The organism is Pararobbsia alpina (assembly GCF_965118125.1).
Taxonomy (GTDB): domain Bacteria; phylum Pseudomonadota; class Gammaproteobacteria; order Burkholderiales; family Burkholderiaceae; genus Pararobbsia; species Pararobbsia alpina_A.
In genome coordinates, this window is sequence record NZ_OZ221287.1 from 493528 (window position 1) to 518590 (window position 25063).

The window sequence follows — 25063 nt, forward strand, 5'->3', positions numbered from 1 at the left end:
CGTCGCAGATCGACTAGGTGCGGCGTCAGGATGCTGCACGATCAACCTCAGCGCATGAGTAACGAGATCGCATGAAGATTTATGCAGTGGGGGGCGCCATTCGCGATGGGCTATTGGGTTTGCCCATCAAGGATCGCGACTACGTGGTGGTCGGCGCCACGCCGGAGCAGATGGTGGCGGACGGATATCGCCCCGTCGGTAAGGACTTTCCCGTCTTCTTGCATCCGCGTACGCAGGAAGAATATGCGCTCGCACGGACCGAGCGGAAGACCGCGCTGGGCTATCACGGGTTTCAGTTCTATTTCGCGCCGGACGTGACGCTTGAAGAAGATCTTGCGCGTCGTGATCTGACGGTGAATGCCATGGCGCGCGAGTGTGCGCCTGATGGCAGCCTGATCGGCGAGATTGTCGATCCTTACCTCGGACAAAGGGACCTTGAACAGCGCGTGTTCCGTCACGTCGGCGAGGCGTTTGTCGAGGATCCGGTTCGCATTCTTCGGCTCGCGCGGTTTGCCGCACGCTTCGCCGAATTCACTGTCGCGGACGAGACGCGGGCGCTGATGCGTCAGATGGTGGCGGCAGGTGAAGTCGATGCGCTCGTTTCCGAACGTGTGTGGCAGGAGATCTCACGCGGCCTGATGGAACACGCACCGTCGCGGATGTTCGACGTACTGCGCGACTGCGGCGCGCTCGCGCGGATTCTTCCCGAAGTTGATCGGCTATGGGGTGTGCCCCAACGTGCGGACTATCACCCGGAGGTGGACACGGGTGTGCACGTGATGATGGTGCTCGACCATGCAGCGCGTCAGGGGTATTCGCTGGCCGTCCGCTTTGCGGCATTGACCCACGACCTGGGCAAGGGCACCACGCCGGCCGATATTCTGCCGCGCCACATTGGCCACGAAGGTCGCAGTGTCGATTTGCTCAAGCCGTTGTGTGACCGGCTCAAGGTACCGAACGACTGCCGCGATCTCGCCGTGCTCGTCGCGCGCGAACATGGCAACATCCATCGCGCGCGCGAACTCAATGCGGCAGCGTTGGTGAGGTTGATCGAGCGATGCGACGGACTGCGCAAACCCGACCGCTTCGAAGAGGCCATGCAGGCATGCGAATCCGACGCACGAGGGCGCCTCGGGTTTGAAGACAGCGCCTACCCTCAGGCCGACCTGCTGCGCCAGGCACTATCCGCAGCACGCTCCGTCGACGCCGGCGCAGTCGCAAGCCAATACGCCAATCGCCCCGCACAGATCAAGGAAGCGGTGCATCAGGCGCGTGTGGCGGCGGTAGAGACGGCGCTAGGTGCCGCGAAATGAGCCCACGACATTGCGAGCAATCCACAACACACGTGGGTGGCGAGTGCATGTGCGCTTTATCGATGGCATTGCGCTTACGGTGCTGATGCGTGCGCTCGGCTGAATAACACGCCGAATCGCCTGAGCGACCGGCGATGCAGCGGAGCCGGGCAGCTCCCTACAACGTATGCGACCGGTCGCCGCTCACGAATGCGGTGATCGCATCAGGATCGACGCCCTTACCGAATGCGACAACCTTGAAGAGTTCGCCCATCTCAGCTTCCGATACGAGCTTCTGAACCGCGTTGGCCGCGGGTAGAAACGCAATTGTGTCGCGCGGATCGATGTCGCTGAGCGTATCGGCGAGCCCGCTGTTGAGCAGAAAGCGTCCCTGCGTCATATATCCGAGCAGATCCGCACCGGCATCGATGCCGGTCTGAGCGATGCCCGTGAAATCGACGTGGGCTGTGATGTCCTGCAGGCCCGGGTACAGAAACGGATCGCCATGCGCGCGGTGCCGATAGTGGCACATCAACGTGCCTTCGGCGCGCTGCGGGTGGTAGTACTCACGCTCCGGAAAGCCGTAGTCGATCAGCAGGATCACGCCTCGCGTGAGCTTCTCGACCAGCGTGCGTGTGAAAGCGCGTGCGGCCTCGTGCGATTCGGTGACGAACCCCTCGTCGGCGTCGATCGCGTCGAGCAACGTCAGCAGCGCGTCATCGTGTGCCGTGCTTCGATCGTCCCAGGCGAATGCCGATGTCGCGCCAGATCCGACTTCGATCGCTTCGCCACCGCGCGACTTCGCGACTACACCGCGTTCGAGCCAGCCGTTCTCGCTTCGCACATGCAACCGGACCGGCATGGCATCAAGTACCTCATTGCCGATCGCCACGCCTTCGAACTGCTCGGGCAATACATCGATCCATCGAACACGATCAACGAGGTGCGGCACACGATCGGCAATCGTCTGCCGTTGTTGCTCGCGCAACGCTCCCGACAGGTCGACGATCGTGTACCGGTCGACCGGCACCGACCAGCGATCCAGGGTCTCGAGCAACCCCGCCGCGAGCTTGCCAGTACCCGCACCGAACTCAAAAACCTCGCGCGTACCTGAGCTTGTCAGGGCGTCGGCCACCGGCCGGGCGACCGTGCGGGCGAAGAGCGGCGTGAGTTCCGGTGCCGTCACAAAGTCGCTACCGTCCTCCGGACGACGGCCAAAACGCACCGATCCGCCGCTGTAGTAACCGAGACCGGGGGTGTAAAGCGCGAGCTCCATATAGCGCGAAAACGGCAGCCAGCCGCCGGCCGCCTCGATTTCGCGTTCGATTCGGGCGACCAGCGCAGCGCTGTGCGCGAGACCGTCCTCGCCGGGAGAAGGTAAACTATCGGGTTCAAGATGGGATGCCATAGCCCGGCATTGTAAATGAGCGACCGAATGACCTCGACCCTTTCCGACCCGCCTCGCCGCGTCGCGCTGATCACCGGCGCGGGCCGGCGCATCGGCCGTGCGCTCGCGCTCGGATTCGCCGCGCATGGCTGGGATGTTGGTGTTCACTATCATCGATCCCGTGATGCAGCCTTGATGGTGGTCGAGGAGATCGAAATTCTGGGCGGTCGCGCGGTTGCGCTCGAAGCCGATCTGGCCGACGAGTCCGCCGTCGCGAGCCTGGTGCCCGACCTGGCCGACGCGATCGGCGTGCCAAACTGCGTGATCAACTGCGCGTCGGTATTCGAGGAAGACAGCGCGACCGATTTCCGGTGCGACTTGCTCACGAAGATGATGCAGGTCAACGTCGGCGCGCCGCTTGCGCTGGCCCGGGCGCTTCACGCGGCGACGCCCGATGAGGCCATCGACGACGAGCGCCTGCGCGGCGTTGTCATCAATGTGCTCGACCAGAAGCTGTACAACCTGAATCCGGACTTTCTGTCGTATACGCTGACCAAGGCTGCGCTCGACACCGCGACCACGATGCTGGCCGAGTCGCTCGCGCCCAAGCTGCGTGTGGTCGGCCTGGCACCCGGGCTGACGCTGCAGGCGTTTGACCAAAGCCCCGAGGAGTTCGAGCGCGCCCACCGCAAGACGCCGCTTCGCGCCGGCTCGCGGCCTTCCGACCTCGTCGAGGCGGCGCTGTACCTGGCTGAAGCGCGTGCCGTCACGGGCACGACCCTGCTCGTCGACGGCGGCGAGCACCTGAACCCGTCGCTGCGCCCGTCAGCCGACCACTAGAACGAGATACGCCATGTCCTTCGTCCTTTCTCACCCGAGTCTCGCAGAGTGCCGGCGCCTGTTTCTTCGTAATTACGAAGTGCAGACCAAGATCGGCGCCTACGAGTCGGAGAAGGTGGGGCCACAGCGCGTGATATTTAACGTCGACCTGTTTGTGATGCTTGCCGCCTCGACTTCCGCGTCGGACAAGCTCGCCGAGGTGGTCGACTACAACCTGATGCGCAACACGATTGGACGCCGCGTGGCCGCGGGCCATGTCCATCTGCAGGAAACGCTGTGCGACGACATCGCACAGGCATTGCTCGATCATCCGTCAGTGCGCGCGGTGCGAGTGTCGACCGAAAAGCCGGATGCGTATCCGGACTGCGAATCGGTCGGAGTCGAAGTATTTAGAATCAAGGCAGCCTGAAATGAACGCTCCCCACGAGCCCGGCGCAGTGTTTGCGCCCGCGGAACCGACGACCTCGGCGACGACGTTGAACGAGTCGACAGCATCGACCGCATCGACTGCTGATGCGGCCCCGTCGGATGCGGCCCACGCACGCGTGCACCCGTCCACGCGCCGCGAGCAGCGCGACACGTACGAGAACAACAAGCTGTTCAAGCGTCTCGCGCGGCAGGTCGGTCAGGCGATCGGCGACTACAACATGATCGAGCACGGCGACAAGGTCATGGTCTGCCTGTCGGGCGGCAAAGACAGCTATGCGATGCTCGACATCCTGATGCGGCTGCGCGAACGCGCGCCGATCGACTTCGAGATCATCGCGGTCAACCTCGACCAGAAGCAGCCGGGGTTCCCGGAGCACGTACTGCCCGAGTACCTGACGAAGCTTGGTGTGCCGTTCCATATCGAGAACCAGGACACCTACAGCATCGTCAAGAAGCTTGTGCCGGAAGGCAAGACCACGTGCTCACTGTGCTCGCGCCTGCGCCGCGGCATTCTGTATCGCGTGGCTGGCGAACTCGGCGCGACCAAGATCGCACTGGGTCACCACCGCGATGACATCCTGCAGACCTTGTTCCTGAACATGTTCTACGGCGGCAAGCTCAAGGGCATGCCGCCCAAGCTACAGTCGGATGATGGCAAGAACATTGTGATCCGCCCGCTCGCGTATGTGAACGAGCGCGATCTCGAACGGTATGCGGAACTGCGCGAGTTCCCGATTATTCCCTGCACTCTGTGCGGTAGCCAACCTAACCTCAAGCGCGCCGAGATGAAGGCGATGATCCGCGACTGGGAAAAGCGCTTCCCGGGCCGTATCGAGAACATGTTTAACGCGCTCGGCAACGTCGTGCCTTCGCACCTGATGGATCGCAACCTGTTCGGCTTCGAAGGCTTGCGGGCAACGGGCCGCCCGGATGCGGACGGCGATATCGCGTTCGATGAAGATCCGTGCGGCACGGAGCCGGCGAGCCCGGCGGGGCAGACGATCTCGTTCGTCAAACTCGACGAAGAGTAGTCGGACGGGTCGTGAGGCCGAAGGCCGGCCTCGCGACCGAACGAGTTGCCCCCGCGTGCGCAACGCCAGCGTGTCTATCAGGCCGGCGTCGGGATTTTTGCGGGAGGCGTCTAGTGGGTGATCGACACGGTACGCTTCGTCACGTAGCCCAGTCCGCTGTCGTCGATTTCATAGTTATGCAGGGCGAATCGATAATCGTATAGATACGACTCTTCGTATTCGAAATGCTCCCCCACGGCGCTGCATTTCAGGTCGACCGCATCGCCCGTAAAGGCCGGGTCGATCTTCGAGGCGGCATATCTCGCAGATACCGTGCAGTCGGCGCCCCGATCGTTGTCCCGCGAGGGCAATGCGGCAGGCATGTAAATCGGCGTGCCGGGCCTCGGCTCGAATGCGTCGGCGTCGAGTTTTGCGTCGTACTCGGCAGGCATCAGCCCCGGGGGGAAGTAGGGCTCGCCGATACTGACCGAATGTGACTTGAGATCCACGTCACCGTAAACCGCGCTGAATGTCGCGTAAGTTTGCCGGGGCACTCCGGCGAGGCGCTCTACTGACACGATCACGCCCGTGTCGTGCATATTCCGGAAACTCTGTTCAATCTTGTAATGCGAGTGCGGGTCTTTCGCGTTGGTCCATTCGGTAAGCACGACCACGCGGCCATAGGGCATCGGATGCGCACCTGACTTGGGCAGGTGTCTGACCATCTCCGCCGGCAGATCCTGGATATCGAAATCGCTGTCGATGTATTGGTCGGGGTTGCTGGCAAGCTGGGCGGCGAGCATACCTTTCCAAGGCGACGACAGGACGTCCCAGCTGGCGATGGCGCGCTCGGGCTCTTTCATTGCAAGCAAAGATTCATACAAGCTGCCGAATGCCAGGCATGCCGCGCGGCTTTTGACGCCTGTCTCAGGTACGAGCGGAAGTTCGGGATCGTGCTTCCGTAGCTTCGCCCAGGCAGTGTTGGTGGCGGATGTCAGATCGCCGTCTGCCTTAAGGATGGCCGCCGTCGAGTATGTCTCGCTGGAGGGCGGATTGACTGCGTTAGCCTTGATGATCGAGGTCAGAATCGCGAGGGCTTGTTCGAACTGCTTCGGTGAAAGCATTGATAACGCCGATGCGAAATCACCTTTGGCCCCGTCTGAAAGCACAGCGCATTGTTCGGGCGTCATCCCTGAGAGCAGCTGCGTATACGATCGGAGGAGTGCGAGGCGATCGTCGGCATTCAGCCGTCGTAGCGCCGCATTCATCTGAGACACATGGGTTTGTGAGCCCTGCTTGATGTCGGAACGGTTGCTTTGCGCCAGCGTGAGAGCGTAGCGCCGCGAATCAGGGTCATTCAACGCATTGATGAGCCATTGCGTCAGCAGGCGTCCATTGTCGCTATTGGGGTCAAGCCCAACGGTGCGCACGATGCCTGCGATGCTTGCGAGAACCGCGGGTGTCGGGGTGATGGCGTGCGGCGCGTTGGCCTGGACTGCAGTGGACGTCGCGGCGGATCCGGCAGGACGGGCCGACGACGGGATGCTGCGCGTTACCGCGGGCTTCACCGTCACCGACGGTTCCGGCGCGATGGAGGCTTGCGAAGCCGCAGTGAATACGGACAGGCTGAGAACGGCAGAGCAAGTGACGAGGCGTTTCATGGCCGGCATATCGATATGGATGGGTAACAGAGATATCGACCGCCCTGCTGAAGACTTGAGGCAGCACAAGCATGTTGAAAAGGCGCGTCAGCCCTTGTCTGTCAAGGATTTGACGCATAGGTGCGTGCTAGAATCCGGCTTCCTTTCAACCGGGATTTCACGCCGTGAATATCGTCATTCTGGCTGCGGGCGCGGGCAAGCGTATGCGTTCCGCGCTGCCGAAGGTCCTGCATCCCCTGGCCGGCCGGCCATTGCTTTCCCATGTGATCGACACCGCGCGCGGACTCAAGCCGACGAAGCTCGTCGTGGTCGTCGGACATGGCGCGGATCAGGTCCAGAAAGCCGTTGCCGCACCCGATATCGCGTTCGCCGTTCAGGCTCAGCAGCTCGGCACCGGTCACGCCGTTCAGCAGGCCCTGCCGCTGCTCGACGCATCCGTTCCCACGCTCGTGCTGTATGGCGATGTGCCGCTCACGCGTGCTTCGTCACTCGAGCGCCTCGTGAGCGCGGCAGAGGGTGGTCACTACGGCGTATTGACGGTAAATGTCGCCGATTCGACCGGCTATGGCCGCATGGTTCGCAATGCGGACGGCCATGTCGTGCGTATCGTCGAGCACAAGGATGCGACGCAGGTCGAGCGCGAGATCAAGGAAATCAACACCGGCATCGTGATTGCGCCGACCGCGCAACTCGACGGCTGGCTCGCCGGACTCAAGAACAATAATGCGCAGGGCGAGTTCTACCTGACCGATGTCGTCGAATCCGCGATTCGCGATGGCGTGCAGGTGGTGACTGCGCAACCCGACGAAGAATGGGAAACGCTCGGCGTGAACAGCAAGTTGCAGCTGGCCGAGCTTGAACGCATTCAACAGCGCAACGTGGCCTATCGACTGCTCGACGAGGGCGTGACGCTAGCGGACCCGGCGCGGATCGATGTGCGCGGCAACCTGCGTTGTGGGACCGACGTGTTTATCGATGTGAACAGCGTCTTCGAAGGCGAGGTCGAGATCGGCAATGGTGTATCGATCGGGCCGAACTGCGTGATCCGCAATGCGAAGATCGGTGCAGGCACGCAAATCGCCGCCTATACCGCGATTGACGATGCCGTCGTCGGCGAGCGCACCGTGCTCGGTCCGTACGCACGTTTGCGCCCGGGTGCGCAGCTCGGCGACGAATCGCATGTCGGCAATTTTGTCGAGATCAAGAACGCTGTGCTCGGCGTGGGCGCCAAGGCGAATCACCTGAGCTACATCGGTGACGCCGACATCGGCGCGCGCGTGAATATCGGTGCGGGCACGATCACGTGCAACTACGACGGTGCGAACAAGCACCGGACCATCGTCGAAGACGATGTCTTCGTCGGATCCGATACGCAGCTCGTCGCACCCGTTCGTGTAGGACGCAACACCACGATTGCCGCAGGCACGACCGTCTGGAAAGACGTGCCTGCCGACACGCTTGTGCTCAACGACAAGACGCAGAAGACGCGCGACGGTTATATCCGTCCGGTCAAGCAGAAGTCGAAGTAAGGCCAGCGCGAGTCCAGCCAGTCAAGCCAACTTTATTCAGGGAAATCGCTCATGTGTGGGATCGTCGGAGCCGTCGCGCAGCGCAATGTGGTGCCTATTCTCGTCGAGGGCCTTCGCCGGCTTGAATATCGTGGATATGACTCGTGCGGCGTCGCCGCGATCGTTGACGGCGAGGCGCGTCGCGCGCGCAGCGTGTCGCGCGTGGCCGAGCTGGATTCGCAGATTCGCGAAGGGCACCTCGAATCGGTGACCGGTATTGCCCACACGCGTTGGGCGACGCACGGCGCACCGGTGACGGACAATGCGCACCCGATCTTCTCGCGTGACACGGTCGCCGTCGTGCACAACGGGATCATCGAAAACTACGAAGTGCTGCGCGAAGAGCTGCGTGGTCAGGGCTACGAATTTGTATCGCAGACCGATACAGAAGTCATCGCCCACCTTGTGCACAGCGTGTATCGCGGCGATCTGTTCGAAGCCGTGCGTTCCGCAGTCGCGCGTTTGCACGGCGCGTATGCGATTGCCGTGTTCCATAAGGACGAGCCGCACCGTGTCGTCGGTGCGCGTCAGGGGTCGCCGCTGGTTGCCGGTATTGGCGACGGCGAAAACTTCCTGGCCTCTGACGCACTTGCGCTCGCAGGCAGCACCGAGCGCTTTATCTTCCTCGAGGAAGGCGATGTCGCCGACGTGACGCTCGAACGCGTGCGTGTGTGCGATCGTGATGGCCGCTTCGTTGAACGTGAAGTGCGTCACGTCGCAGCGTACGGCGGCGCGGTCGAACTCGGACCGTATCGTCACTTCATGCAGAAGGAAATCTTCGAGCAGCCGCGCGCGATTGCCGACACGATCCCGGGTGGCGACGTGTTTGCGGCCGAGCAATTTGGCGAGAACGCGGCCGAGGTGCTCAAGAACATCGACAGCATTCTGATTCTGGCCTGCGGTACGAGCTCATACGCCGGGATGACCGCGAAGTACTGGCTCGAATCGATCGCACAGATCCCGACGCAGGTCGAAGTTGCCAGCGAATACCGGTACCGCGATTCGGTGCCGAACCCGAAGGCACTCGTGCTCGTGATTTCGCAGTCGGGCGAGACGGCCGACACGCTTGCTGCGCTCAAGCATGCGCAGACGCTGGGTCATCACAACACGCTCGCGGTCTGCAATGTGGCGACGAGTGCGATGGTGCGTCAGACGTCGCTTGCGTTCCTCACGCACGCCGGGACGGAAATCGGTGTTGCTTCGACGAAGGCTTTCACGACGCAATTGACCGCGCTGTTTGTGTTGGCGTGCACGATCGCGCGTCTGCGCGGACGCCTCGACAAGTCGCAGGAAGCGTCGTACACGAACCAGCTGCGCCACTTGCCGGCGGCGTTGAATAGCGTGCTCGCGCTCGAGCCGCAGATCATTGCGTGGGCCGAGGAATTCTCGCGCAAGGAAAACGCGTTGTTCCTGGGCCGTGGCTTGCACTACCCGATCGCGCTTGAAGGCGCGCTCAAGCTCAAGGAAATCTCGTATATCCACGCTGAGGCGTATCCGGCGGGTGAGCTTAAGCATGGTCCGCTTGCGCTGGTGACGGAAGCGATGCCGGTGGTGACGGTCGCGCCGAACGACGCACTGCTTGAGAAGCTCAAGTCGAATATCCAGGAAGTGCGTGCGCGTGGTGGTCAGCTTTATGTGTTCGCGGATGCGGATACGCGGATCGTCAATGCGGATGGTCTGCATGTGATCCGGATGCCGGAGCACTATGGCTTGCTGTCGCCGATCCTGCACGTGGTGCCGTTGCAGTTGCTTGCGTATCACACGGCGTGTGCGCGTGGAACGGACGTGGATAAGCCGCGGAATCTGGCGAAGTCGGTGACGGTGGAGTGAGGGGGGCGGTGGGACACAGGTGCACCTGTTTCAAGGAAAAGAAAGCCTTCCGTGAGGGGTTTCCAGAAGCCTTCCGTTCGGGGTGCGCGACACCCGTCAAACGCTTGCCAGATGGGCATCGGAAGGCTTTCATTTCCCACGCAGAATTCGACCGAAAAATAGAGGCGTTAGCCCCCCCATTGTGAGCAAAAAACGAGGCCACCGACTCACGCTGCTGGTCCGTTCGGTTGGCGGACCCTATTCAGATTGGAAGCGATAGTCCAGGGCAAGTTGCTCGCGGTGCGTTGAGTCGACCTCAGCGTCTCCAGTGAGCGAATATCGAGCGACGGTTCTCGTCCTCCCACGCACCCGCAGGCGCTCGCTTTACCAACAGGACGCCCCTGTCCTCAAAACTGCTCAGCGCGCCGACCTGCCGGCCCACGTCGGCCGCGCGCTAACTGCCTCAACCCTCCGCACCCTTGCTTTCAATTTCGCCGGATTGATTAGTTGTGTATAAATTCGGCGGTTAGTTCTGTACAACGGGGTATCTTGTCTGGCGCGAACGCGCGCTGGACAAGGTTTATACGGAACTAATCGACGGAACCTTTCATCGAATTTGCGGCCAGCAAATCGTCAGAACTTCCCCTGAAAGCAATCCCCGCTCGGCTCGGACCAGTGCGAGGGCTTGCCTCGCCAGCTCTTCCCGCCCGCTCCGCACCTCAATCAGCGACCCGGTTTCGTGTGCGGCACGCAGACCATGATTTCCTCCGATGGCCGTCCGTTTTTTTCTTCGCTAAGTAATCGAAAACAAGAGTCAGCGAAGAAAAATGTCGGTCGAGGCCCGTCCACTGCCGATTCGCTCGTTAGGACGGATTGTCAGAACTGCCCCCGACACGAGCCTCAGTTCGGGCGAATACGAGGGCCTGCTTCACCAACGCCGCGCCCCTGTCCCCAAAGCCGGCCAGCGCACCAACCTGTCGAATCCACGATGGCGGCGGGCTAATTGCCTCTATCATCCGCATCCTTGCTTCCAACTCCTGAACGCCTACGCTGTCGTATCGTTCCTGCGACGTAGAGGTGGAGTGATGCATCGAGTCGACCGAATTTGCCAGCGGATAGAGGGGACGGCTATTCAAATCCGACGAGCGCACGACGACCTTGTTGCAATGCGCGACTACGCACAAGTGATGCGTCACTGCGAGCAGGAGCATTTGGCCACAAGGCTTGCGGTCAAGTTTGCTGAGCAGCGGCTGTGCAAATGGCTGCGACTTCAAGATGCAACGCACGTCTTTCCCTTAAACCGAAACCGGTCTATCGTCGGTCGGCGACGGCATCCGCTGCCCTGATGACAATCTACTACGCGGCATCGCCCAGGAGACGCCCGCGGCCCAATCGGTTGCGCAAACTACGGTTGAGATTGTCAGATTGGCCGTGCAGGCAGTTGCTGAGCCCTGCATGTTTTCCTTTCATCCAACCCCATGTTGGCGTAGCGAAAGCGGAGCCCTATGACCGCCAGACAAACAGACAGGGAATCCATGAAGCTTCACGCCTATCGACTACGGAATTATCGCAGGTTGCGCGACGTTGCTATCGAGCTGGACGACGAGATTTCCATCTTTGTTGGCGCAAACAATAGTGGGAAGACATCTGCTGCGCAAGGCCTCTACTCGATGCTTCGTGGCGATGCGTCTAGCTTCGAGCTGTTCGATTTCAGCGCCATCCTATGGGCGGAAATTGACAACATCGGGAATGCTGCGCCAGGCGACGTGGACACGCTCAAGCAACTTCCTGCCATCACCCTGGACTTATGGTTTCGCGTGGGCGATGCCGATTTGGGTGTAGCCATGCCGCTGCTGCCGAGTACCGACTGGGAGGGAAAATGCGTGGGCATGCGCGTTTCGTTCGAGGCGAAAAGCCCTTGCGACCTGGTCCAAACCTACCGTGAGCTGCGCGACAAGGCGACGGCTGCAGCCACAAAGCTTGCAGCGAAAGCCATGGCTGGCGAAGCGGCGAGCGCAGAATACAAGCCGTGGCCAGAGACTCTGACGAAGTTCCTCACAAAGGAGCTGACCAAACACTACGGATTCCGCTACTACGTGCTCGATGAACGCCAGTTCGACGGATATAAAGAGAAGTCTGCCGAGTACCGTCCGCACGAAGTGGTCGGGGATAGAAAGGGGGATACCATCCTCAAGTCGCTTCTCAGAGTGGACTTCCTGCGTGCCCAGCGTCACCTAGATGACCCGCAAGGGGGAGGTGCTGCGCGGGCAGAAAACCTATCCAGCCGCTTAAGTAAGTTCTACGAGCGCAATCTAGAGAAGCGCGAGGACGACCATCAGGCGCTACAGGCCCTGGATGTTTCCGAGAAAGAACTGAATTCGCACCTGAAGAACGTCTTCAGCGACACGCTTGAGCAACTCAAGAAGCTTGGCTATCCCGGTGTGAATAACCCCGACATTGTCATCAGGGCTGCGCTGGACCCGTCCAAGGTCTTGGGTCAGAGTGCGAAAGTGCACTACGTTGTTCCCGGGGGCGGCGAGGCTCAACTTCCCGACAGCTACAACGGTTTAGGCTTCAAGAACCTCGTGTACATGGTCGTCGAGCTGATTGACCTGCACGAGCGTTGGAGCAAGGAGAAGAACGAGCGACCGCCGCTACATCTCGTGTTCATCGAGGAACCCGAAGCCCATTTGCACGCACAGGTCCAGCAGGTTTTCGTTCGCAACGTCCTGAAGCTCTTGAAAGAGTCCCACGAGCATGACTCGATTTTCCATACCCAGCTCGTGGTCACCACACATTCGCCGCACATCTTATATGAGAGGGGCTTCTCGCCTATTCGCTACTTCCGACGCGTAAGCGCGGAGATGGAGCATCACACCGATGTTCGCAATCTCTCGCGCTTCAAAGCTGGCGAAGACGAGAAAGATGCACTCGCGTTTCTGCAACGCTACCTGAAGCTGACCCATTGCGACCTGTTTTTCTCTGATGCCGCCATCCTCGTGGAAGGCAACGTAGAGCGGCTGCTTGTTCCAGCCATGATTGAGTCATGCGCGCCTCGGCTGCGCTCCTCGGCACTCACGGTCTTGGAAGTTGGTGGTGCATTTGCCCATCGCTTTCGCGAGCTTATCGAGTTCGTTGGAATCACAACTCTCGTCGTCACCGACCTGGACAGCGTGCTCGTCAGGGCGCCGACGACGGCCGGCGAAGAAGGTGATGAAGATGACCTCAAGCCGTTCGAAGTAGAAGAGGATGAGGAGAGTGGTGTTGTGGACGGCAGAACCGACCCGGGCGTGAAGAACACGTCAAAGAAGCGCGGGAAGACCTGCGAGGCGCACACCCCGAACGCCGTCACCGCCAACCAAACGCTCATCAGCTGGATACCGAAGAAGCGCACCGTCGCCGAGCTTTGGGCCATTGGCGATGACGAGAAGGTGCATACGCTCGATGACGGAAAGGCGCACGTGCGTGTGGCCTATCAAACCAAGGTCTCGGTCACGGTAGGCAAGGTCACCTCTGCGGTTTGCGGCCGCACGCTGGAGGAAGCGTTCGGACTGGAAAATGCGGACTGGTGCCAAGAGGAGATAAATTCGTCGGTGGGGCTCAAACTGCGTACTGCTGCCGAGACTCCTCAAGACCTTGCTACTGGGCTGCACAAAAGGGTGACCAGCAAGAGCTTCGACAAGACTCGCTTCGCGCTGGAGGTGCTGGCTAGTGGGCCGCTTAACGGCTGGAAAGTGCCTGCCTATATTTCTGAAGGCCTCACCTGGCTTGAGACCATGGTGGCCTATGAAGCAGAGGCGGAAGGAGCCGTGGCCGTCAGTGCCGCAGCGATTGAACCGGTCGATGGCGGCGCCATCGCACCTGACGCGGCCCCTGGAGCGCAAAAATGAGTCGACGGACCAACAGTCCCGATACAGATGCAGACCGGGAAATTTTCGACTGCATCACCGCCATCCCTCCCCGCTCCTTCATCGTGACGGCCGGTGCGGGCTCCGGTAAGACGACATCGCTCATCAAAGCGCTAGAGCACGTGATTGAGGAGCATGGCGATAGCATGCTCATGAAGCGTCAGCGAGTCGCCTGCATTACATACACCGACGTCGCGGCCAACGAAATCCGTGGGGACGTGGCGGCAGACAACCTCGTTCATGTCGCGACCATCCACAGCTTCTACTGGACCATCGCGAGCACGTTTCAGGCTGACATCAAGGCGTGGGTGCAGAAGGAACTTCAGGAGCAGCTCGACGGACTTGCCAACAAAGTATTCGGCCCCAGGGTTCAGCAGAAGACGAAGGACAAGAACAAGAAGGACCAAGCACGGTACGCGAAATACCTAGAGGCCGTGTCCAAGGTCTCCACTTTCCGTTACGGCGTAGCCAGCGACTACGAAGAGGGTGTGCTTGGGCACGAAGACATCCTTAAGCTCTGCAGCTTTCTGCTCCAGCAGAAACCTCTATTTAGACGCGTCGTCGCCCTCAACTTCCCCTTCGTTTTCATCGATGAAAGCCAAGACACCTTCCCCGAGGTTGTCGAGTCGTTCAGGATGGTGGAGGCTCAGATGCGTGACCGCTTCTGTCTAGGCTTCTTCGGCGACCCGATGCAGAAAATCTATCTGCGAGGTGTGGGAAAGATTGGGCTCGATGATGCGTGGAGGCCCATCACCAAGCCGGAAAACTTCCGGTGCGCGCAGAGCATCTTGCGCGTGGCAAATGCAATTCGCAAGGAAGGCGACGGCTTGCAGCAGGTCCGAGGACTCCACGAGCTCATTGATAACGTCCCGCAACCTGTTGAAGGCTCGGCCAGAATCTTCGTGCTGCCGAATACAGGAGACCGTCAGAGCGCCCTGACCAAGGTCCGCGCGTGGAGCGCGGTAGCGAACAGCGACGACGGCTGGGTCAAACCAGAAGATGCGGTCAAGATTCTTGTCATCGTTCACCGCATCGCCGCCAAACAGCTGGGATGGGCAGGAATTTACTCAGCACTCAACGATGGAGCGCCGCCGTCTTTTAAGCAGGGGCTTTTAGATGGAACTTGTTGGCCAGTCCGTCAGTTCCTGGGCTTCGTTGTACCGCTGGTTCAGGCGATGGGTCGCGCGGATGAGTTTGCGGCAATAAACATCTTGCGCGAGCACTGCCCTCGCCTCCAACGGGGGGGAGTCGGGGGCAGTGTTGCGACCGTATTAAAGGAAGTCCGAGGCGCGACGCTTGCACTGCAAAGCATGATAAGCGACCCATCGACCACCCTAGGAGATACCATCGCGCACCTGCATGAGACGCAGCTGCTCGCAATCGACAGGCGCATGGAGCGGGCGATGGCGCTGCAAGCGGGAGTCGAGGACCAAGTCGCCGCCGATGCTGAAGCCGGAGCCGGAGCCGGAGCCAGCGGAGGGGATGAAGAGCTTGGTGGTACTGCCGCCGCCGACTCGGCTGTAGCGCAGCTGCTGCAGTGCCCCGCAACCGAGCTTCTACCGTACGCGCTGTACGTCGCGGAGGGCTCACCGTTTGCGACTCAGCATGGTGTCAAAGGGGCTCAGTTCGACAGAGTGCTGGTGGTGATGGATGAAGAGGAGAGCGATTACAACCTCTACGACTACGAGAAGGTTCTAAGCGAGAAGCAAGCGAGTGCGGACGACCGCAGGGCATTCGAGACTGGCGAAGACAACACCTGGAGCCGCACACTGCGGCTGCTGTATGTCTGCTGCCGCGAGCCAAGCGCGGGCTTGCGCTCGCCTTCTTCGTGGCAAACCCAGCGGCAACAGCTGCGCACGTTGTCGCGAGCGGCGTGTTCCCCAAAGAGTCGGTCATCACCCACGAACTCTTGGAAATCGCTTAAGCGGTGCAGGCTCACCTTGTCATCCACGGCTAGACCCGAAAGTCAAAGTCGGCTGACGGTGGAATCCGACGTTTTCTCGGGCATGGGTAGCGCGCTTCGCACGATGGTTCGGAGGCTATCGATGTGGTTTCCCGAGAGAACCTTGGGGCCATCAACGCTCTCCCCGCGAAGCTCTGCTTCTGCGGTGCGTATGAAATCGTCGTAGCTGCACAATCCGTTAATTAGCGCTGCTAGAAACCGCGAGCGCGTGTCAGAAACGTTAGCCAGTATCCCGAGGACATCGTATATCCTCGCATGCGCGACGAAGGCGGAACAAATCGTGGTAATTTGGTCCGATGTTTTTCGATTTGTCAAAAAGAACTCTCGCATAAGCTCTGGAAGAGAGAACGATGCCTTCGAGAAGGCCGGCGGCAACGACTGACAAGCCCAGAGATAAGCCAGCGCGAACGACCCGAATACCCCGTCAACGGTGACGGAGGTTTCTGATTCACCCATCCAGCGGAAGAATATCTGACGGTCAATCAGAGAACGGATGAACCTGCGAGCGTCTTCCGGTGATACGCGTGCCAAGCGCGCTAAGCATTCCAGAATATGCTCGCGCCCCATGTCTCCACGCGCGGCCATGACTGTAAGAAGCTTTTGGCAAACAACCTCAAAAAATTCGGGTCCTTGGGCATCGAACCGCTGCTTAAAAACGACAACGACATTCCAGTCGCTAACAGCAGGTAAAAGTTGACCGACTATCCAGTCAGCCAAAACGTCGTCTGAATCAGAAAGGGCTACCGACTTTAGCGCAAACGCCGTTGCGACATCGTTCGATAGTGTCATACACAACTGAGCCCATTGGTCGATTGTCAGCCTCAGTTCAAGCCGCCGCGACTCGTTAATGGAGGTCCAGCCTCTTGCTTTGGTTTTCGTCAATATCTCCACTAACGAACGAACCCAGACCTTCCATGCGCCAAGGAGATTGAAAGTAGTTTCCTCGGGCTGGGGCATTGTCCGTAAAAGATGGTCGACCCTCGCTGCCGCCTTGCCTGTGTCTACGGATATATCGATGTACGCTTCGATTCCTTCGGCGATATTGGGGTTGTTTAACTTGAGCGACGTAAGTCGGTATGCTACCTGGTCGATGCATATTCGAATATGGCCCAGGAAGCTGTTTGAGCGTTGGTCGCCGGGCTTCGTTGAAGTGAATAGCGTGAGTGCGCGCAAATAGGCGAAATACCGGTCTTGCTCGTTGTTTGCAAACTCGGGCGCTTGGGCCATCCTCGCGAACTCTTTGGTCAGAAATTGCTCGAGGACGTCGAGTGATGCCGAGCTACTGTCAAGGGCCTCACCCAGCGCATCTGGATTTCCCATTTCCAAGGCACGTTCGAGTGCTGGAGATACCAACAGATACAACGAGTCCTTTCCACGTTCGGCATGCAGAAAAAGCGTCGCAAAATCTTGTTGGATGGTGGCGTCGAAATACACTTGCGCGATGCTCTGAGGGACGTCCCACAATCGGGCTCGGGTAGCTCGTCTCGATAGGAGGTACGCTGCAAGCGTAGCTAGCGGAATGTCCCCACCGCGTTCAATGTGCAATGCTACGAGTTCATTCACAAACAACACGATGTCTCGGGGCATCGGCGCCCCGCTTTCTAAGACAGAGTGGAACATTCTCGCGATGATTGGGGCATTTTGTTCCCCTGGTGCACCAAAAGAGAGTTGCAGCCGAGTGGCAAGGAACTCCTTCCATGACCGTAGCATCGGGTGAGGTAGCGACATTCGAACTTGAAAGACCTTGTCCAGAACGCCAGCGCTTGCGCCTGCATCGTCGAGAAGACTTTGTTCGGCCACGGGAACGAGTAGCCACAATCGCTGAAACCATTCCTTTCGTCGAAAAGCTGAGTTATCCAGGAACGAACGAAGGAGCGTCCAGACCTGCCTAAGCTCGTCGGACTCAACGCGGTCGAGATTGTCGACGACAATGACTAACTTGCGCGAATCGATTAGACACTGGCTCATCAACTTGCCAAACGCATCCTGAAATTCGACAGAGGTTGGGTCGGGGTCGGTCGTTGTGTCAGTTATGTCTTCGAGTGACGACCTTGACAGCAGCGCTTGAAGGTCAGCGACTCCGAGGCGAAGAATGACGAAAAACAGTATCACTGCAACGCAAATAGATAGCAGCGCCAATCTATCTATAGGCCAGTTTTCGAAGATTGATGCGAGACATTTGTAGAAGACCGGCGCCATAAACACCGCCGTCAGGCCAAGTGAGATACCCACCCGAGTTCGCTTGCTAAGTGTTGGAGATACTTTTTTTTCAACCCGCTTGCGTTTCCCGGCCATTTGCATGAGCCGGTCGTCCCAGTCTTTCTCAGCTGTTGAACCCTTCGGAATCCATCCCGTAGCTTTGAAATTCTCAACTAGCGCCACGAGAAACGCGCGCCGCAAGCCTTCTCCAGAATGAACCCACGCGTCATATGTGAATGTTGAAGTCTTTGGTACGGTTGTATTTTTGCGGTTCGCCGTGCTACCCAACTTCGCTTTGACCGACTCCACGACCGTCGATTTGCCTGCGCCCCAAGCACCGTCTAGTCGGATGCTTTTGCCACCGGGGGATGTACAGATAAGCGTTACTAACGCTGACGCTATTCGTTCGTGCGCACCAAATGAGTCCACGAGTGCAGGCTCGTCGGACAGTAGTTTTGGTAAATTAGACGAAGTAGATGTCGTCATTGCTTTGTTCAATGTCCGGCGTTCGTCGACATGTCTCGACGGGATTGATGACAGTACCGAATCGTACTTTCGAGATGAAGTCTACTGCGCACGGAGGTGTATGTAGGCCCGCCAGACTTCGCGATTGTCTTCGAGCAACGAGTCGTTGCACATCTGCTCCAATACGCCTCGCATTGCTTTCGTTGCAGGCGGCCACGCCTGGACCAAGCGAGAGCTCAATTCGGCGAAGGCAGTTAGCCCATCCGCCACCTTGTTCTTGCGGCAAAGCAAGAGCGTAATTTCGATGAGTTCTGTCAGCAGCTTTCCGCGAACGTCCGTCGAATTTAGCTCGACCGCGGACTCGTTTCGTTTATGCTGAAGGGCGAATCGGTCCGCGAGCGCCACTATTTGATTTGCAATCTTCTCCAGCGTGTCGGGACCACCGTACAGCGCAGCACATCCTGCTAGTCCACGGCAGCCATAGAAGGGATGCTCTGGCTGGACACTTAATTTGAGGATGTCGGCACGCTGAAGGAGGTCTGGAATCTCAGCGGCAATCGATTCGGACACTCCGACCCTGGACAACGCATGTAAGTGAATCCAGGCTATGGTCGAGTTCGGGGTGCTTTCCAGTAGGTCTATCAACCTCGATTCGAATTGGTCGATGTACGTGGACGTCACAAGGGCTGGCTCAGGAAGCACCGAATGCTTAAACCTAAGAAAGCTACCCGTCCGATTCGTCATGCTTTCGCGGCCGGATGAAATCCAGGGATTGATTACATCGGAAATGCGAGTTGCTGCCGCCACCCGTTTCCATTGTTCGTCGGACAAGGGGTCGTAGTCGCCCGCCGACCGCAAAACGTAGTTCAAGCCGCCGTAAAGCAATCCTACACCGGTGTGGGCACTCGGCGATGCCGCATCTCTCGAGAGGTCAAGTCTCCCCAGGGCGCCGTCGGGAGACAACGCTGACCGGAATCGTTTAAATCGTTCTGCAATCTGATTTGGCGAAGCAGCGGGTTCGTTCAACAAGACCATTAGATTCGAGGCGTGCAGCCAGAACGCCACAATTTGCGCAGTATCGTCCATCTCCCGCCATTCTTGTTGAGTTTGCGCACTAGATTCCATCCAAGTTAGAAGCGCACCGAGTGCCTCCCCCAGCACCTCCCATCGCTCGAGCACGTGAGACGCGATGCGTTGATACGCCTCGGCGACTACGGAAGTGGGGCTGTGAGCACGGAGTAGCGATAGCGCATGAAGAAAGTGGGTCGGCGATTTGCTTGCGGCATCAGCGCACCCCATCAAAACGCTGTGCCGCATGTCCGTCGATGCCACACCAAATTCGCGCACAAAGGCTTCGGGTAGCGGTATCGGAAGCGCTGCGAAACGTAAGAAGCACTGTTGCAACCCAAAATCCTGAAGCACGGCTTCGGCTGCACTTTCCCACTTAGACTCAAACGTGCCGTTGCCTACACCCGTGAATCGTAGATGATTCAGCAGCTGCGTTGGAGCCGGAAGCGCAAAACTTGCGACAGGCACTCCGTCTGCCGTGGAGAGCTTTTGTTGAATCTCGCCATATCGATGCCAAAGCGAGCTTCGCTTTGAGGCGTCAACAGCAGCAAACCGCTGTTGTGCGTCTGGAAGCCGAAGAATCTCATTGACCAATTGCTCTCGCTCCGACTGCTCGCGGTCAAACCATTCGGGATGTCGGAGCAGGACCGCCTTGATGTCTTCATTCTTAGCTAAACGAAAGAGGGCGAACATATCGTCATCGATTGGATAGTCTTTGCCCTCGAAACGAAGTGAGAGACCGGTGTCGGTCCTTCGAAATTTTGCCTTTGGCTGCCCATTGCGCGTGTGCGTTGACGACTTACCAAATCTTGTCGCCTTCTCGACCGCGCGGAAAAACGCCGCACGCTCAATGTGGGCAGGCCCGATAGTCACCTCAGAAATCACGTTGATTCTGAGTAGCGGCCGAATTTTGTCGTCCGACTCTAGCCGTTCGCGAATTCGCTTTGGAAACATCAAGAAAGCCTGTCGCAAATAGGTTGCCGTGATGTTTGTTGCAACCTGACCTTCGTGCTGCTCTAGCTCGTCAAATGAAAGACCGAGGATAAGCAACGTGAGCTGCTCGCAGACGTGCCGCAAAAGACGTTCGTCGTTATCGAGACGACTAGCGACGACGTCTTCGAGCCAATTCGAGAACGCACGCCTGCGCTCATCGGACGCACCAGCAACGAGTTGAAATGCCGTGGATATTGCGGCACAGATGGTCAAGGCCACATACGTACGCACGCCATCGATGTCGCCTTTAATCGATGGGTGAAATCCAAGGTGACGCTCAACCAACAAGTTTGACCAAAGCCAATTGGCTTTCGCCGTCGCTTCGCTTTCGCTGAGGTCCTTCGATGCCCAGACGGTCACGAGACAGTCGTCGACGAGGCGCCGCAGCGAAAGCAGTACCCATGTCTCATCCGGGCGCCCTGCTTGGCCGGCAGGAAAGTCACCTATCTTTAGATGTTGCTCTAGTAACACCGCCCGAGCGACATAACGTCTCAAAGTAGCGAGCGCGTCTGTCTCCTTCACCACGCCGGCGAAGACTGGCGCACCGAGAAGGTGGAACGCGACTTCGTCTTTCTCGAGAGGCAGGAACATCGCAGTTGAACTTCGCAAAGCGAACATCTTGGCGAAATATTCACCGTCTGTAATCTGCCTCGACACACGCAGAGCTCGAAGAACCTCGTAGATTCCGACCAAGGGTGCGATGCCGATAGAAGGATAGCCGCTTAGATATCGGTCATCGCAGATGAAGACGGCGTCGTTTGCCGGCTGACAACGTAGCAACTCAAATAGACCCGACGCCGGAGCAAGATTCCCAGTACGAAAGGATTCGCTCAAGCCAATGTCAGCGTCGTTATGTTGGTCGTTGGGCGTGTACACCGGGAGCGTTTTGTATTCGCCAGAGATTAGCTTGTCTGCGACGTGGCGCCTCAAGTTATCCACAGCCGATGCGCACTTTTCACGCCGCTCAGAGTTGTCGAGTTCGGCGTTGCATGCGGCGGCGAAATCGCTGCAGACGGTCACGCTGTACGTGGCAAGAACAGCGTTGAGTGAGCTCGCTGCAGCCACCAGTTCCAGCGAATTTGACGAGAATATAAGTGTTGCGCCTGACGGAGGAATTGCCCCGCAATCGGAATCGATTGACTTCAAGGACTCGATGCCCCGCGCGTACGTAGCCTCATCAACCTTTCCGTTTTGTCTCAGGCCGTCGAATACCTCCCGCACGGAGGTCGCAAACCCTTCATCGCTGGCAGATTCGATTTCTGCCTGACTGCTGACTATTCTCCAGACCTGCCTCGAGTCCGCACGTTTCTCTCTTTGGTCACTGGTGTCTTCGGTGGGGCGGTAAAGGTCGATTCGCCCTTCGCGCAATGCTCGAGCAATCTGCCGCAGCATCTCTGAGCGCGCTGGCTGCTGATGCTCGAGCGCGGCGCGAAATTCCAGGAGCTGATGCTGGATTGTCGAAGGCACCGTTATCGAGATAACGCTTTGCTCTAAGGCTTCGAGTATGTCGAGCTGATGTGCCAAAAACAAACTTGTAATGTCCGCGTACACGTTCCACGCCTGGAGGGGGACCTGCGTTTCGAAGTCGGCGGCTCGCGCACCGTGGCGCAGCATTAGAGGCGAGCGAAACAAGTCGCTCTTTGCCGAGTGTGTCGAGAGAAAATAATACTCAGCAAGATTTAATTGCGCCATTGCCGAGGCAACGTGAAACGGTGCTCTTCCGTCGAGATATGCGGCGATGAAATTCGTTCGGCTTTCGCTCCACGCCGCAATCCTTTCGCGAAGCTCTTCAAAGGTAACAACAACCGTACCGCTTCCAGGTGTGTTAGCGAGTCTCGCCAACTGTGTGCCCAAAACGCTGGCCTCTTGCTGGAGGCCAAGGCGTAGCGCCTGTTCGTGAGCGGCTAAGGCAAGCTCATCCGGCACACCGTCCATCTGAGCTTGCTTCCAGAGCCTGGTTGCCAGTTCCTTGTCCTCGGGGGCTACCAACCGAGATAAGCGCAGAGCATCTTCCGCGCCGATGGCGTTCGCCGACAACGACTTTCGAATTGTTGGCAGCGCTCCGCGCACGTCCCCCAGAATAAGTCGAATGTGTGCCGCAAGCATCTTCTCTCGTGGAGAGTCTGCCTCGAACGCAAGAAGCTCTGCGACTTTCAGGGCCTCTTGAGGCTCGCCTACGTCGGCCATTGCTCTTGCCTGGATTTGACGAAGAACCCGAGGCATTGCACCGCTTGGAAATACGTCGCCAAGTTCCGACATCAATTCGAGAGCACGAGCGGAATTGCCAGTGTTATAGGCCGCATGAATGGCAATTTGAACCGCTGAAGCCGTTGCAAATCTCAGGACGTGTTCGGCATTCCGTGCAAGGAATTCCCAATGACTGGCCGCGGCGAGGCGACTACTCGCGGCGAGCAGCGAAACCGAGTTTGGATGTTTTGTGGCGATGTCTTTGAACAGCGATTCAACTTCGTCCCACGGCCCTTCATCTGCGCAGTGTGCTACCACGTAAAGGAGTCGCTCTTCCGCGATTTGTGACTCATGCGCTGACGAGTGCTGCACGTCGTCGAAGCCTTCCCACGAGCGCATTCTGGCTTGATACGCGGCGAGTTGTGCCTCTGTTTGGAAATCCGACTCGTGTCTACGGAGAAGAGCCTCTGCTTCTTCGTCGCGGCTCTCCAGCGACAGGAGCCAGCTGCATGCTAGAACCTCGTTGGGGTCCACGGGAGTATTTTCAATCGAGGCAGAAAGTGCTTGGATGGAGCGCGACCTGTCGAAGTCGTAGCCGCGAGCGATGGCCCACCCAATGGCTTCCGGGTACGCAGGCTTATTGTGAATTAACTCTTGGCAGCGCTGCTCGGCTTGCTTCGATTGACTGATGATGTTGCATTCGCACGCCAGAGCCCAAATCTCGTCCCGAGAAATCGCAGATTGCGACTGTCGCTGGGTGGCCAAGGACGAGAAAGTTTGAAGGGCGTACTTCAATTCGCGTTGACTGGTGTCATCCTCTCTGACCAATTCGCGCGCAATAGGAGCGGGATTCGTAAAAAACTCGGGCCCTACAGCGGGTGACAATGCGAACGCGTATCGAATGACGGCGCCCGCATGCTGAACTGATAGCCAGCGTGGTGCTTGCGACTCGGCGCGCTGAATCGCTCGCAATGCGCCCTCTCGGTCACCGGAAAAGAGCTGCAGAAAAGCAGTTAGCCTCGCGAACTCGATTGAACGCGGACCATCCAATGGCTCACATATCTGGTCGAGCTCACGCTTGGCGGTGTCGAGGTCTCCGCCTTCAAGAAGCAAGGCTACCTTTAACTCCAACGCCTCAGGCTCTGTCGTAGATTCGAGGATACGAAGAGCCGCTTCGGGCTCCCCTTTGCGAGCGTACAACAACGCACGCAATGCCAAGCCGCCATTTGGTGAAATAGCGTCGGCTTCGGCGACGAGTCGCCCCGCTGACTCGGCGTCGCCGCTTTGGATTTCGGCCGAAGCCAGGTAGCGAAGACATTTTGCGCGCGTGGTCGAGGGTAAGTGGGACCAAGTCGCCGAATCGCGAACCTGTTTGAGTTCGGAGACGATTGGGCCAGGGCGTTCTTCTCTCAGCCTCGCTTTTAGACCATCGAGACGCCCATCCACTTCGTCTGCTAGAGCTACTTGTAAGGGGGCGATTTGGTTCGATGCCATCTCAAGAAGCACGCTGATGCCAGCGGGTGCTAGTTCCGACGGCGTCGAAACGCCACATATTCGGTCTGCCCAGTACGCATCCAAAAACTGAGAGACAACGCCGCGATGGGGGCGCAACTTCTCTTGAAATTGCCGTGGGCCCCAGACTTCGTATTCGATGCCAATCGCCTGGAACCGACTATGTTGCTTCGAGACCTCGTCCATCAGGTGACTTTCATGGACATGCGCGCTTATGGCTAGGATGAAGCGCTGCACGCCCCGTGTTTTCCAATGAGTTTCCCAATGGTTGAGAAAGTCTTTCGACCAGTCAGCTATTTGTTTTGGAGTTGCAGATTTGTAGCACTTGCACGATACGACAACAACGCGCCCTGATTCTTCCGACCACCCGATGACGTCGATTCCATACTGCGCTTGGCCGTCCAAATGATACAAATCTGCGGTGCGAATTCCCGCCTCTTTATCAAGCAAAGAGCATGTGAGTTCCTCGAATTGCTTCGACTCAAGTCTCGAGAAGTCTGGCGGGTCACCCCGATTGGGGCTGGGCTCAGGGGTGGTCCATGAGGCGTGGTCGCTCATTGTCATCAAAATCGAGAGTTTCGTTTCGTCACAGGATTTTCATTTCAGAGCCCAACCGACGAAGTCGGGCAACAGATTGGCTGTGCCATCGACTCCTGAATTCGAACAAACTATTGACGTAAGAGTAGCATCGCTGGTTCATCTGCATGAACGCTTATGGTCGGAGCCACCGTATTGCGTCGGGTCTAGGGAAATGCCTTAATTTGGCATACAT

General features: G+C 58.5%; 11 protein-coding genes and 1 pseudogene. 8 read left to right on the forward strand and 4 right to left on the reverse strand.

Going from position 1 to position 25063, the window contains the following annotated elements; translation table 11 throughout:
• Positions 1-71 precede the first annotated feature (71 nt).
• Positions 72-1313 (forward strand): multifunctional CCA addition/repair protein, encoded by a 1242-nt coding sequence (locus ACMFWR_RS02030; protein ID WP_413193384.1) that lies wholly within the window; start codon positions 72-74, stop codon positions 1311-1313.
• 157 nt (positions 1314-1470) lie between these two features.
• Here ACMFWR_RS02030 and ACMFWR_RS02035 read toward each other — a convergent pair whose 3' ends face one another.
• Entirely contained in the window at positions 1471-2700 is a 1230-nt protein-coding gene (locus tag ACMFWR_RS02035) for a class I SAM-dependent methyltransferase (RefSeq protein WP_413193385.1), read from the reverse strand.
• 27 nt (positions 2701-2727) lie between these two features.
• On the opposite strand from ACMFWR_RS02035, the gene ACMFWR_RS02040 reads away from it, so the two are divergent.
• Genes ACMFWR_RS02040 through ttcA form a run of 3 tightly spaced genes read left to right on the forward strand, consistent with a single transcriptional unit; the run spans position 2728 to position 4979 of the window.
• Entirely contained in the window at positions 2728-3519 is a 792-nt protein-coding gene (locus tag ACMFWR_RS02040) for an SDR family oxidoreductase (RefSeq protein ID WP_413193386.1), read from the forward strand.
• A 13-nt stretch (positions 3520-3532) separates the two neighbouring features.
• Positions 3533-3928, forward strand: coding sequence for a dihydroneopterin aldolase (locus ACMFWR_RS02045; protein ID WP_413193387.1), 396 nt, complete (start codon positions 3533-3535; stop codon positions 3926-3928).
• A gap of 1 nt (position 3929) precedes the next feature.
• Entirely contained in the window at positions 3930-4979 is a 1050-nt protein-coding gene (ttcA, locus tag ACMFWR_RS02050) for a tRNA 2-thiocytidine(32) synthetase TtcA (protein WP_413193388.1), read from the forward strand.
• Positions 4980-5089: 110 nt separating this feature from the next.
• On the opposite strand, the gene ACMFWR_RS02055 is transcribed toward ttcA, so the two are convergent.
• On the reverse strand, positions 5090-6619 hold the full coding sequence (locus tag ACMFWR_RS02055) for a hypothetical protein (protein ID WP_413193389.1): 1530 nt from the start codon (positions 6617-6619) through the stop codon (positions 5090-5092).
• Between the two features lie 164 nt (positions 6620-6783).
• Here ACMFWR_RS02055 and glmU point away from each other — a divergent pair, with 164 nt between their 5' ends.
• The 4 genes from glmU (at position 6784) to ACMFWR_RS02075 (ending at position 16033) form a co-directional block, all read left to right on the forward strand.
• Positions 6784-8148, forward strand: coding sequence for a bifunctional UDP-N-acetylglucosamine diphosphorylase/glucosamine-1-phosphate N-acetyltransferase GlmU (gene glmU, locus ACMFWR_RS02060; protein ID WP_413193390.1), 1365 nt, complete (start codon positions 6784-6786; stop codon positions 8146-8148).
• Positions 8149-8199: 51 nt separating this feature from the next.
• Positions 8200-10017, forward strand: coding sequence for a glutamine--fructose-6-phosphate transaminase (isomerizing) (gene glmS / locus ACMFWR_RS02065; protein ID WP_413193391.1), 1818 nt, complete (start codon positions 8200-8202; stop codon positions 10015-10017).
• A 1484-nt stretch (positions 10018-11501) separates the two neighbouring features.
• On the forward strand, positions 11502-13886 hold the full coding sequence (locus ACMFWR_RS02070) for an ATP-dependent nuclease (RefSeq protein ID WP_413193392.1): 2385 nt from the start codon (positions 11502-11504) through the stop codon (positions 13884-13886).
• A complete protein-coding gene (locus ACMFWR_RS02075; protein ID WP_413193393.1) occupies positions 13883-16033 on the forward strand; it encodes a UvrD-helicase domain-containing protein in 2151 nt (716 codons plus the stop codon). Before ACMFWR_RS02070 ends, ACMFWR_RS02075 begins: the two co-directional genes overlap by 4 nt.
• Positions 16034-17778: 1745 nt before the next feature.
• On the opposite strand, the pseudogene ACMFWR_RS02080 reads toward ACMFWR_RS02075, so the two are convergent.
• Positions 17779-18552 (reverse strand): annotated as a pseudogene (locus ACMFWR_RS02080) (P-loop NTPase fold protein); the annotation flags it as partial.
• Positions 18553-18633: 81 nt separating this feature from the next.
• The gene (locus tag ACMFWR_RS02085; protein ID WP_413193394.1) at positions 18634-24849 is read right to left on the reverse strand and encodes a hypothetical protein; all 6216 of its coding nucleotides are present in this window, start codon (positions 24847-24849) and stop codon (positions 18634-18636) included.
• Positions 24850-25063: the final 214 nt, after the last annotated feature.

Coding starts and splice junctions, on each gene's coding strand:
- ACMFWR_RS02030 (WP_413193384.1), top strand. CDS start 72: ATGAAGATTTATGCAGTGGGGGGCGCCATTCGCGATGGGCTATTGGGT.
- ACMFWR_RS02035 (WP_413193385.1), bottom strand. CDS start 2,700: ATGGCATCCCATCTTGAACCCGATAGTTTACCTTCTCCCGGCGAGGAC.
- ACMFWR_RS02040 (WP_413193386.1), top strand. CDS start 2,728: ATGACCTCGACCCTTTCCGACCCGCCTCGCCGCGTCGCGCTGATCACC.
- ACMFWR_RS02045 (WP_413193387.1), top strand. CDS start 3,533: ATGTCCTTCGTCCTTTCTCACCCGAGTCTCGCAGAGTGCCGGCGCCTG.
- ttcA (WP_413193388.1), top strand. CDS start 3,930: ATGAACGCTCCCCACGAGCCCGGCGCAGTGTTTGCGCCCGCGGAACCG.
- ACMFWR_RS02055 (WP_413193389.1), bottom strand. CDS start 6,619: ATGAAACGCCTCGTCACTTGCTCTGCCGTTCTCAGCCTGTCCGTATTC.
- glmS (WP_413193391.1), top strand. CDS start 8,200: ATGTGTGGGATCGTCGGAGCCGTCGCGCAGCGCAATGTGGTGCCTATT.
- ACMFWR_RS02070 (WP_413193392.1), top strand. CDS start 11,502: ATGACCGCCAGACAAACAGACAGGGAATCCATGAAGCTTCACGCCTAT.
- ACMFWR_RS02075 (WP_413193393.1), top strand. CDS start 13,883: ATGAGTCGACGGACCAACAGTCCCGATACAGATGCAGACCGGGAAATT.
- ACMFWR_RS02085 (WP_413193394.1), bottom strand. CDS start 24,849: ATGAGCGACCACGCCTCATGGACCACCCCTGAGCCCAGCCCCAATCGG.